Annotated in this window: 9 protein-coding genes; 3 read left to right on the forward strand and 6 right to left on the reverse strand. The window is 64.8% G+C overall.

From position 1 onward, the window contains the following. Nucleotides 1-56: 56 nt before the first annotated feature. The 4 genes from AABA84_RS18470 to AABA84_RS18485 all read right to left on the reverse strand — a co-directional run bounded on the left by AABA84_RS18470 (nucleotide 57) and on the right by AABA84_RS18485 (nucleotide 2,869). On the reverse strand, nucleotides 57-470 hold the full coding sequence (locus tag AABA84_RS18470) for a VOC family protein (RefSeq protein WP_212248704.1): 414 nt from the start codon (nucleotides 468-470) through the stop codon (nucleotides 57-59). Between the two features lie 30 nt (nucleotides 471-500). Beyond that, nucleotides 501-1,040 carry an SRPBCC family protein gene (locus AABA84_RS18475; RefSeq protein ID WP_338312679.1) on the reverse strand — a complete coding sequence of 180 codons (540 nt, stop codon included), beginning with the start codon at nucleotides 1,038-1,040 and terminating at the stop codon, nucleotides 501-503. A 162-nt stretch (nucleotides 1,041-1,202) separates the two neighbouring features. Further along, nucleotides 1,203-2,504, reverse strand: a complete 1,302-nt coding sequence (locus AABA84_RS18480; protein ID WP_338312680.1) for an RNA polymerase sigma factor — start codon at nucleotides 2,502-2,504, stop codon at nucleotides 1,203-1,205. After that, the gene (locus AABA84_RS18485) at nucleotides 2,501-2,869 is read right to left on the reverse strand and encodes a YciI family protein (protein ID WP_028140339.1); all 369 of its coding nucleotides are present in this window, start codon (nucleotides 2,867-2,869) and stop codon (nucleotides 2,501-2,503) included. Before AABA84_RS18485 ends, AABA84_RS18480 begins: the two co-directional genes overlap by 4 nt. Nucleotides 2,870-3,011: 142 nt before the next feature. On the opposite strand from AABA84_RS18485, the gene AABA84_RS18490 reads away from it, so the two are divergent. Both AABA84_RS18490 and AABA84_RS18495 read left to right on the forward strand, forming a co-directional pair. Beyond that, nucleotides 3,012-3,977, forward strand: a complete 966-nt coding sequence (locus AABA84_RS18490) for a 2-hydroxyacid dehydrogenase (protein ID WP_338312686.1) — start codon at nucleotides 3,012-3,014, stop codon at nucleotides 3,975-3,977. Between the two features lie 322 nt (nucleotides 3,978-4,299). Next, nucleotides 4,300-6,267, forward strand: coding sequence for a methyl-accepting chemotaxis protein (locus tag AABA84_RS18495; RefSeq protein WP_338312681.1), 1,968 nt, complete (start codon nucleotides 4,300-4,302; stop codon nucleotides 6,265-6,267). A gap of 182 nt (nucleotides 6,268-6,449) precedes the next feature. Here the strand turns inward: AABA84_RS18495 and AABA84_RS18500 are convergent, their stop codons facing one another. Continuing rightward, nucleotides 6,450-7,136 carry a TetR/AcrR family transcriptional regulator gene (locus tag AABA84_RS18500; RefSeq protein WP_338312682.1) on the reverse strand — a complete coding sequence of 229 codons (687 nt, stop codon included), beginning with the start codon at nucleotides 7,134-7,136 and terminating at the stop codon, nucleotides 6,450-6,452. Between the two features lie 103 nt (nucleotides 7,137-7,239). Here AABA84_RS18500 and AABA84_RS18505 point away from each other — a divergent pair, with 103 nt between their 5' ends. Continuing rightward, nucleotides 7,240-7,884, forward strand: coding sequence for a glutathione binding-like protein (locus AABA84_RS18505; RefSeq protein ID WP_338312683.1), 645 nt, complete (start codon nucleotides 7,240-7,242; stop codon nucleotides 7,882-7,884). 106 nt (nucleotides 7,885-7,990) lie between these two features. Here the strand turns inward: AABA84_RS18505 and AABA84_RS18510 are convergent, their stop codons facing one another. After that, complete coding sequence (locus tag AABA84_RS18510) at nucleotides 7,991-10,141, reverse strand: methyl-accepting chemotaxis protein (RefSeq protein WP_212248697.1); 2,151 nt, start codon at nucleotides 10,139-10,141, stop codon at nucleotides 7,991-7,993. Nucleotides 10,142-10,577 lie beyond the last annotated feature (436 nt).

A 10,577-nucleotide genomic window follows, 5' to 3' on the forward strand; every position in this document is an offset into this window, starting at 1 on the left:
CCCGCAACAGTGGAGAGAGGGAATCGCGACTCGACAGATGCAGGCTGTCGCGCCTGTCACATTCCTTCGGCCGGGCAGTTCACCATCCAGGGAATGCCGAACTTGTCGACACACATGCCAAATCCCCTGGCCCAGAACGTCTTGCTGAACGGCATGGTGACGGATCCGCCATCGGCGAGCGCGTTGAACTTGCGTTCGCCTTCCGCGGGGTCCTTCACCGTGAACGAGATCGAGAAGCCCTGCGGCTTGCTGAAATGCTCGGGCGGCACGTCGGAAGCCATCAGCACGCTGCCGTCGGGTAGCGACATCCGCGCATGCATGATCATCTTCTCGCGACCGGGCGCGGCGGGCACGTCCGGCGGCGCGTCCGACGATCGCATCATCGCATCGATCTTGCCGCCGAGTGCCTTGGCGTAGAAGTTGAACGCGGCTTCGCACTTGTCCTGGTAAAACAGATAGGGATTGAGCATCGTTTCTCTCCTCTTCGTTTGCAGTGAGGTTCATTGCTTCTCGGCGAGCTTCTTCAGGCTGGCGAGGCCGGCCTCGAAATCCTTGCCGATCATATCGTCCATGTTGATGAAGACCTGCATGACCTTGGACAGGAACGGGGCCGGACCGGACATCCCCCACGTCACCAGCGTGGCATCGCCTTGCGGCGCAAAGGTGAACTCGGCAGTGTTATGGCCTTCGAACGGACGCTCGAAGTCGAGCTTGATGCGAAGCTTTGAGGCGGCGTTCGCCTCGAGGATCTCCATGCGGCCGGCGCCGACATTGTTGTTGCCGTCCCAGGCGTAGGTCGCGCCCTTCCCTTCCGCAGTTCCGCCGAAGGTGCGCTTCATGGCGGGATCGCGGCCCTCATAGGGCGACCAAGCGGTCCAGCGGCGGAAATCGGCGACCTGCGGATAGATCGCGCCCGGCGGCGCCTTCACCGCGAGGCTGCGCTCGACGCGAAAGGTGTCCGGTTTCGTCAGAGCAAAGGCGAGGACGCCCGCAATTCCGACGGCAAACACGATGGCGATGACGGCAACGGCTTTCAGCATGGATGGCTCCCTGGATACGGGCAAAGGACGAACGGGAACGGCGGGGGCCGACAATCCGGAAACGGATTTTTTGGGCACTGCCCTCACCTCACGTCATGGCCGGACTTGTCCCGGCCATCCACGTTCTTCGCGCGGACGGAAGAGACGTGGAGGCGGACGGGCCTATTTCGCCTTCGCACCCTGCCTGGCGCTCCCGTTCCCACCCTTCGGCTGGCTGTCCCGGATCAGGCGATCGATGTGCATGCGAATGTGGGCGGCTTCTGCGGAAGTGTTGGCAAGCGCGATGGCGCGGTCGAAGGCGACACGCGCCTCGTCGTTGCGGCCGAGTTGCATCAGGAAGGCGCCGCGCACGCCGTAGAAATGGAAATAGTTGGCGAGCTTCGAGGCCAGCGGCTCGATCAGATCGAGCGCGGCTTGCGGCCCGCGCACCTTGGAGACCGCGACCGCGCGGTTGAGCGTCACCACGGGAGACGGCTGCGCAACTTCGAGCGCGCCGTAGAGCAGGTCGATCTGCGCCCAGTCGGTCTCCTCCGGCCTCGACGCGCGGGCATGCAGCGCGGCGATCGCGGCCTGGATCTGATAGGGCCCGCTGCGGCGGTGGCGCATCGCCTTGTCGATCAGCGCCAGCCCTTCCGCGATCATGGTGCCGTTCCACAGCGAGCGGTCCTGGTCATCCAGCAGGATCAGCGAGCCATCCGCGGCAAAGCGCGCGGCACTGCGTGCATGCTGCAGCAGGATGAGCGCCGTGAGCCCCATGATCTCCGGCTCGCTCGGAAACAACCTGAGAAGCAGCCGCCCCAGCCGGATCGCCTCCTCGCAGAGCGGCTTGCGGATCTCCGCGGTGTCGCCGCTCGCCGAGTAGCCCTCGTTGAAGATCAAATAGATCATCGCCGCGACACCGGCGAGCCGCTCGGAGCGCTCGATCGCGCCGGGCGTTTCGAACGGCGTCCCGGCTTCCGCGACCTTCGCCTTGGCGCGGGTGATGCGCTGCTCCATCGCCGCGTCCGAAACCAGGAAGGCGCGCGCGATCTGCTTCACGGTAAGGCCCGAGACGATGCGCAGCGCCAGCGCGATCTGCTGCGTCGCCGGCAATTGCGGATGGCAGCAGATGAACATCAACCGCAAGATGTCGTCGCGATAGTGCGAGCCGTCCAGCCGTTCGGCCAGCGCGCCTTCGGCGTCATCGAGATCGGAGATCGCCTGGTCGTCCTCCGGCAGCGGCTGCTGCTTGCGGGTCCGGCGCACCTCGTCGATGGCGGCATTGCGGCCGACCATGATCAGCCAGGCCGCAGGATCGCGCGGCGGCCCGTTCTGCGGCCAGGTCTTGAGCGCGCGCAGGGAGGCGTTCTGGAACGCCTCCTCGGCGGTATCGAGATCGCGGAAGTAACGCAGCAGCGCGCCGACCGCCTGGGGGCGCGCCGAGGTCAGCGCGGTCTCGATCCAGGCGGTGTCGGCTTCGCTCACGTCAGATTCCCTCCGGGCCTGAACACGCCGACAGGACGCACCTCATAGGCGCCGCCCGGATTGGCAGCGCCAAGGTCGCGGGCGACGTCGAGCGCTTCGTCGAGATTCTTGCAGTCGACGATGTAGAAGCCGAGCAGCTGCTCCTTGGTCTCGGCATAGGGCCCGTCGAGCACCAGCGGCGGATCTTCCTTGCGCAGGGTCGCCGCTGCCGTGGTCGGCAGCAGTCGCGCGACCGGCCCGAGCCGGCCCTGCTGGGTGAGCTTCTCCTGCACCACGGCGAGCTTCTTCATCACGGCCTCGTCCTGCTCCTTGCTCCAGGAGCCGACGAAGTCCTCATCGTGATAGCAAAGGATTGCATAAAGCATGGGCGACATTTTCCTCGGGTCTTGTTGTGAAGACGATCCACTATGCCCCGGTCCGACAGGACTGCGGAAAAAAATAGCAGGAAAAATCCGGCAGGTCGTGCCAAGGAGAGCCTTCTTGAGCGGAACCGACGAGGCACTTCGAATGACCAAGGGCACACTGGCCGTCCTGATCAACAGCACGCAGCAGAACTGGCTCCCGGAGCGCTGGAAGGCCCGGTTTGATGCTGTCTGCGGCGGCCGCCGTGTGGTGCTGCTGCCGGATTCCACGCTCGATCCGGCCGAGGTGCACTATGCCACGGTGTGGAAGCCGGTGCCCGGCGATCTCGGCGCTTTCCCCAATCTGCGGGCGATCTTCAATCTCGGCGCCGGCGTCGATGCGCTGATGGCGGACAAGAGCCTGCCCGACGTGCCGCTGGTCCGCGTCGCCGTACCCGACCTGACCGGCCGCATGACCGAATATGTCGTGCTGCACGTGCTGATGCACCATCGCCAGGAGCTCTATTTGCGGGACTCGCAGCGCGCGAAACGCTGGGAGCCGAAATATCAATGGCCGGCGAGCGCGGTCACGGTCGGTGTCATGGGGCTCGGCACGTTGGGAGCGGATGCGGCCGACGTGCTGCGCCGGCTCGGCTTCCGCGTCGCCGGCTGGAGCCGCAGCCCGCGCACGATCGATGGCGTCGAATGCTTCCACGGCTCGGCCCAGATCGATGCGTTCCTGCGCAAGGCCGACATCCTGGTCTGCCTGCTGCCGCTGACGCCGGAGACGCACGGCATCCTCAACCGCGACGTCTTCGCCAAGCTCAACCGCAACAGCCCGCTGGGCGCGCCGGTGCTGATCAATGCCGGCCGCGGCGGCTTGCAGAACGAGGCCGACATCCTCGCCTGCCTCGACGACGGCACGCTGGGCGCCGCCTCGCTCGACGTCTTCGTGCAGGAGCCGCAGCCGGCGGACAGCCGGTTCTGGACCCACCCCAAGGTGGTGCTGACGCCCCACAACGCAGCCGACACCGACGCCGACGCGATCTCGGCCTATGTCGCCGAGCAGATCGCACGCTTCGAGGCCGGCGGTGCGTTGGAGAACGTGGTGGACCGGGCGCGGGGTTATTGAGGCTCGGTAGCCTGGAGGTGGCAGGCGCGCGCCTCATACTCGCTGTCGTCCCTGCGAACGCAGGGACCCATAACCACAGGGAGCAGTTTTGCGGCAGGTCGTAGTTCGGTACTGCGACCAACGACCATCGATAGATTCCGCGGTATGGGTCCCCGCCTTCGCGGGGACGACACCGTTGTTTTAGCGGCAGTCCCGCGCACATTGCGCCAGCCGCCAGCCCTCTGCCCCCCACAACCACCGCGCTCCGCCGGTATCCCGTTCACCCTCTCTTAGCGAGAAGTTGATAAGCGTCATTAACCAACGCTCAAACAACGAGTCGAACATGCGCGCGAGCCTCGGCCTCAGGATGCGGATCACGGTTGCCCTGGCGGTGACGGCGGCGGCAACCGCCCTGTTTGCCGTGCTCGGGGCGATGTGGATCATCGCGGGGATCATCGACCGCGCCGACCAGCGCGAATTGCACAGCCATTATGACGCTCTTCAGTCGCGCATCGCCGAGGAATCGCACCGGGCCGCCGCCATGAGCGCGATCGTGGCCGCGATGCCGGCGACGCAGGATGCGATGGCCAAACAGGACCGCAACGCCCTGGTCGGTCTGTTCGGACCGGTCTTTGCCGCGACCAAATCGGAATACGGCGTCGATCAATTCCAGTTCCATGTGGCGCCCGCGACCTCGTTCCTGCGCGTGCACCAGCCCGCCAAGTTCGGCGACGACCTCTCCGGGTTCCGCAAAACCGTCGTCGTCGCCAACCAGGATCGCAAGGTCGTGGTCGGCCTTGAAGGTGGCGTCGCCGGGCTCGGCATCCGCGGCGTGGTGCCGATCGCGCAAGGGGCTAAGCATCTCGGCTCGGTCGAATTCGGCCTGACTTTCGGCCAGTCCTTCCTCGACGATTTCAAGACCAATCGCCACGTCGACGTCGCCTTCCACCTCTCCGATGGCTCCGGCTTCAAGCTGTTCGGCGGCACGCTGAAGGGCAAGAGCTTCTTCGACGCGGCCGATTACGGCCGCGCTACCGCCGGCAGCTTCACCGTGAAGCAGGCCAAGCTCGACAACACGCCGGTCGCGGCATTGCTCGGACCGATCAGGGATTTTTCCGGAAAGCCGCTCGGCGCCGTCGAGCTGGTGATGGACAATGCCGATTACGAGGCCTCGGCCGACCGCGCCTGGCTGCTCGCGATCGCGATCGCCGCGATCGGACTGGTGCTTGCCGCCATCGTCGGCTATCTCATCGCCCGCAGCATCTCGCGTCCGATCCTCTCCATCACGTCCGTCATGCGCGAGCTCGCAGACGGCCGGACCGACGTCACCATCCCCGCCAGCAAGGCGAATGACGAAGTCGGGGCGATGGTGAAGGCGGTCGCGGTGTTCCGCGACAACGCCGTCAACTTTGGCAAGCTTCAGGCCGAGCAGCTGGAAGCCAAGGCGCAGTCCGAAGCGGAGAAGCGGCGTGCCTTCGCCGCGCTTGCCGACAATTTCGAAGCCAGCATTCGCGACGTCGTCACCACGGTGTCCTCGGCTGCAGTCGAGATGGAGCATACGGCGCGCTCGATGTCGGCCATCGTCGAGCAATCCCGACAGCAGACCGGCGCCGTATCATCCGCGTCGGCGCTGGCCTCGGAAAATGTGCAGACCGTCGCGGCAGCAGCCGAGGAATTGTCCTCGTCGATGACCGAGATCAGCCGGCGCCTCGCCCACGCGACCGAAGTGGTGGGCAAGGCCGCGAGCGACGGACGGCGCTCGAACGAGCGCGTGCAGAGCCTGGCGGACGCGGCGCAAAAGATCGGCGACGTCGTCTCCTTCATCAACGGCATCGCGGGCCAGACCAACCTGCTGGCGCTGAACGCGACGATCGAAGCGGCGCGCGCGGGCGAAGCCGGCCGCGGCTTTGCCGTGGTCGCTTCCGAGGTCAAGGCACTGGCGACGCAGACGGCGAAGGCGACCGAGGAGATCGGCGCCCAGGTCAACGCGGTGCAGGGCGAGACATCAGGCGCTGTGGACGGCATCCAGTCGATCTGCGCGACGATCCAGCAAGTCGACGAAATCTCCGCCGCGATCGCCGCAGCGGTCGGCCAGCAGGGCACGGCGACGCAGGAGATCGCACAGAACGTCCAGCAGGCGGCCGCCCGCACCGGCGAGGTCTCGCAGAACATCTCCGGTGTCACTGCCGGCATCGCCGCAACGGGCACGGCGGCCGAGGAGGTGCTGGGTTCGGCGATCGAGCTGTCGAAGCAGTCGCAGCGGCTGCGGGACGAGGTGGATCGCTTCCTCGCGCAGATCCGCGCGGCGTAACTGGACGCGGGATCGGGCTACATACTCGCTGTCGTCCCCGCGAAGGCGGGGACCCATACCGCGTGATTTATCGATAGCGCACGGTACGCGTACCCAAGGCCATTGACGCCAAGTCTTTAACCCCGAGTCTTCGCCAAACTTCTCCCTGGGGTTATGGGTCCCCGCGTTCGCGGGGACGACAACTATTCCTTGGCGCCGGCCCCCACCATCACATCGATCGCCCCCTTCACGATCGCCTCCAGCTCCTTGCGCGACACGCGCGCACGCGAGCGGATGGCGATGGTGTGGACGGTGGCTGATGCGATCTGTGCCAGCACGACCGGATCGGCGCTTGCCGGCAACTCGCCGTTCTCCTTGGCGCGGCGGAAGCAGTTTGCAAAAGCCTTGTCGAGCTCGGTGAGACCGTCGAGCACCATGGCGCGGATCTCGGGATCGCCAACGGCTTCGGACGCCGCAGTCACCACCGTGAAGCAGCCGCGCGGACCGGTCTCGCCGGACAGATAGATGTTCAGCGCGGAGGCGAAGATGCGCTCCAGCCGCTGGCGCACCGGCATCTCCTCGCGGAAAATCTCCACCATCGAAGCCCGCGCGTTCTCACGGTAGCGCTGATAGCTCTTGATGTAGAGCTCGCGCTTGTCGCCGAAGGCGCCGTAAAGACTCGGGCGGTTCATCCCGGTGGCTTCGCTGAGATCATCGAGCGAGGTCGCGGCAAAACCTTGCGTGCGGAACAGATCCAGCGCCTTGCCGAGCGCGACATCCGGCTCGTAGGCGCGCGGACGGCCACGGCGCTTAGGTTGGCCGCGGCGCTCGGGTTGGCCGCGGCGCTCGGGTTCTTCGGCAGCAGCTAGCGGCTTCGATTTTTGTACCATTTCGCAATTTAATCCTTGACCCGCCTCATATTATGCAAGATGGTACAAAAATCAATCTGGCCAGGTTGCGCGAAACCTCAAGAATTGCCCAAGGAGGCTACAGATGGATCTCTATTTCTCGCCCCTCGCCTGCTCGATGGCGACCCGCGTCGCGCTGTATGAAGCCGGCGCCGAGGCGAACTATCTCGAGGTCGACCCGCCGACCAAGACCGTGCTGAGCGACGGCTCCGACTTCCGCGCCGTCAATCCGATCGGCCTGGTGCCGACGCTGCGCACCGACGAGGGCGTGATTCTGACCGAGAACGCGGCAATCCTGCAATACGTCGCCGACCGCTTCCCGCAATCCGGGCTCGGCGCCGCAGAAGGCATCGAGCGCACGCGGCTGCATCAATGGCTGTGCTTCATCGGCACCGAACTTCACAAGGGCCTCTTCATCCCGGTGCTCGATCGCAAGGCCCCGCAGGAGACCAAGGCCTATGCTCTCGAGAAGAACCTGTCGCGGCTCGACTATCTCGACAACTACCTGAAGGGGCGCGACTTCCTGCTCGACCAATTCAGCGTTGCCGACGCCTATCTGGTCACGGTCATCAACTGGACCATGGCGACGCCGCCGATCGAGCTCGCCAAATGGCCGAACGTGAAGGCCTATTACGAGCGCCTGCGCCAGCGGCCGTCGGTCGCGAAGGCGGTTGCAGAAGAGTTCGAGCTGTACAAGGCCGAGCTCGCGCGCAAGAAGGCGGCGGCCTAGGTTTTGAACGCCGCATCGCCGTGACGATCAAGTCGTTGTCCCCACGCGGCGGGACAACGACTTCGCATCAAAGGTCTTGTTTGCAACCATGGAGAGCCGCGCCCGTTCAGGCCGCCCGGACGCTGTCGAGAAAGCGACCGACCTCCGTTCGCAGCCGGTTGCTGTCGCTCGAAAGCGCTTGCGCCGCGTCGAGGACCTGCGCGGAAGCCGAGCCGGTTTCCGTTGCCCCCCGCTGGACGTCGGCGATGTTCGAGGAGACATGGTGCGTGCCTTGAGCGGCCTGCTGGACGTTGCGCGCGATCTCCTGGGTCGCTGCGCCCTGCTCCTCGACCGCCGCCGCGATGGTCGACGAGATCTCCGACAAGGACTTGATCGTGGTGCTGATCATCTTGATGGCACCGACCGAATCTTGCGTCGCGCCCTGGATGCCGGCGATCTGCTGGGAAATCTCGCCGGTGGCTTTGGCGGTCTGCTCGGCCAGGGCCTTCACTTCAGAGGCCACGACGGCAAAGCCGCGGCCGGCTTCGCCAGCCCGCGCGGCCTCGATCGTCGCATTCAATGCGAGCAGATTGGTCTGGCCGGCGATCGTGTTGATGAGCTCCACGACGTCGCCGATCCGCGCCGCCGCGATGGAGAGCTCGCCCACTTTCTGATCGGTGAGGCGGGCCTGCTCGACGGCCTCATTGGCCATCCGCGCCGACTCCTGGACCTGCCTGCCGATCTCGTTGACGGACGATGACAGCTCCTCCGTCGCGCTCGCGACGGATTGCACGTTGGTGGAGGCCTCTTCGGAAGCCGCCGCCACCATGGTCGCGAGCTTCTCTCCACGCTCCGCGGTCGAGGTCAGCGTGTTTGCCGAGGCCTCCAGCTCGGTCGAGGCCGACGAGACGGTTTCGATGATCTCGCCCACCGCGCCCTCGAAATTGCCCGCGAGCTTGATCATCTCCGCCTTGCGCTGCGCAGCCGACCGTCTCTCGCTGGCCTTCAATTCGTCGCGATCGAAGCGAACGATCGCCTGCAGCGTCTGCAGGTTCCGGAGAGCGGCGCCGAGTTCGTCGTCGCGCTCGACGACGATGCGGTTGTCGAGCTTGCCCTGGTTGATGCTGAGCATCGCATCGTTCAGGCGCTGGAGCGGGCGAACGATGGCACGGATGGTCTGCCGACTGACGAGCCCACCGATCGCGATGCTCGTCACGAGGAGGGCGATCGCCACGCCCGCAAGCCAAGCATATTCGTGCTCGGCCGCGTCATATTCCGCCTTGGCTTCCTTGACCTGAATCATCACGAGCCTGTCGAGATCGGCCTTCGCCGCGTCGTACAATTCTCGCGCCCGTCCTGCCAACAAGGTGCCGAGCTCATCGTACTTTCGCGCGGCAGAGAGTGATAGCGCCGGCTTCAATCCTTGCTCGACATAGCTCACGCGCCTGGGCGTGAAACTGTCGGCGACAGCTTTCTCTTCCGGCGTCAGATAGGTCGCCACGTACTCGGCCCAGGCCTTCCCGACCTTTTCGAGGTTGGCGCTCACCTTGCCCGTGACGTCGTCGACCGGCTTTCCGGCGCGTCCGTTTGCAGCGGCTTCAAACAGCAGCACGGTATTGTCTCTCATCCGGTCGTTGATCTCGAAGAGCTGGGCGAGCGGCACCGCACGATCCTCGTAGATCGACTTCAATCGCGAATTGCTTTGGCGCGTTCCCAGCAAACCCATAGCGCCGATCGCGAGCAGAAACAGCGAGAGAATCGTGACGAGCGTCACCAGGCGCGCATTCAGGGTGCCCGTGAAGATGGCCAATCTGTCGCGAAACGAACGACGGCGGAGCACGCCGGCATCAAGCCTGTAGTCGTGCGGCTTGTTCTCACGGATCTTCGCATACACCTGCTCCGCCTCGGCGCGCTGATCGGCAGGCAACTTGGTGCGAACGGAGCTGTAGCCGACGATCTGCCCGTCCTGGCGAATGGGAGAGGCGGTCGCCAACACCCAGTAGAAGTCGCCGTTCTTGCGCCGGTTCTTCACGGCACCGGACCAGGGCTTGCCCTGCTGCAGCGTCGCCCACAGGTCTTCGAAGGCTGCAGGCGGCATCTCCGGATGGCGGATGATGTTGTGAGGCTGCCCCGTCAACTCCGCGCTGGAAAACCCGGACGCCTCGACGAACTGATCGTTGAAGTATGTCAGCTTCCCTTTCGTATCTGTGTGAGAGACGATGAGGGTTTCGTCGGTAATCGGATATTCGACGGCCGAGACCGGAAGGTTGGTCCGCATGGGGGCCTCCAAATGACATTCGCAAAAATCGAACCTGTGAACTTCAGGTAAGCGCCGAAGGATTTAATTTGCCTAAATGAGGAGCAGCGAACTGATCAGTGGAATCACTTTTGAGTCACGGTCTTCGGCAAAAACGCATCCAGCGCGGGAGACCGCGAAGCCGCCGCAACCGCTGATGGTCGAAGTCGGTCTCGCAAGGTCCACGCATTCGCTGACAGGTTTCGCAGCTTTGATTCGCACAGATGCTGCAGCCGCTTCTCGTTCGCAGCTAGCCGCACGGCACCCGCGGTAAAATCGTGACGATACCGGGCCACAGCGTCAGCAGCAGCATCGAGGCGCGAGGACGATCAACGCGATCGTTCGTCGGATGGGTAGAGCGAAGCGAAACCCATCGACGCTTCTTCCACGTTGAACACGATGGGTTTCGCAAGTGCTC

It is taken from the genome of Bradyrhizobium sp. TM239, from assembly GCF_036247985.1.
Classification (GTDB): Bacteria; Pseudomonadota; Alphaproteobacteria; order Rhizobiales; family Xanthobacteraceae; genus Bradyrhizobium; species Bradyrhizobium ottawaense.

Coding starts and splice junctions, on each gene's coding strand:
- AABA84_RS18470 (WP_212248704.1), bottom strand. CDS start 470: ATGCTCAATCCCTATCTGTTTTACCAGGACAAGTGCGAAGCCGCGTTC.
- AABA84_RS18475 (WP_338312679.1), bottom strand. CDS start 1,040: ATGCTGAAAGCCGTTGCCGTCATCGCCATCGTGTTTGCCGTCGGAATT.
- AABA84_RS18485 (WP_028140339.1), bottom strand. CDS start 2,869: ATGCTTTATGCAATCCTTTGCTATCACGATGAGGACTTCGTCGGCTCC.
- AABA84_RS18490 (WP_338312686.1), top strand. CDS start 3,012: ATGACCAAGGGCACACTGGCCGTCCTGATCAACAGCACGCAGCAGAAC.
- AABA84_RS18495 (WP_338312681.1), top strand. CDS start 4,300: ATGCGCGCGAGCCTCGGCCTCAGGATGCGGATCACGGTTGCCCTGGCG.
- AABA84_RS18500 (WP_338312682.1), bottom strand. CDS start 7,136: ATGGTACAAAAATCGAAGCCGCTAGCTGCTGCCGAAGAACCCGAGCGC.
- AABA84_RS18505 (WP_338312683.1), top strand. CDS start 7,240: ATGGATCTCTATTTCTCGCCCCTCGCCTGCTCGATGGCGACCCGCGTC.
- AABA84_RS18510 (WP_212248697.1), bottom strand. CDS start 10,141: ATGCGGACCAACCTTCCGGTCTCGGCCGTCGAATATCCGATTACCGAC.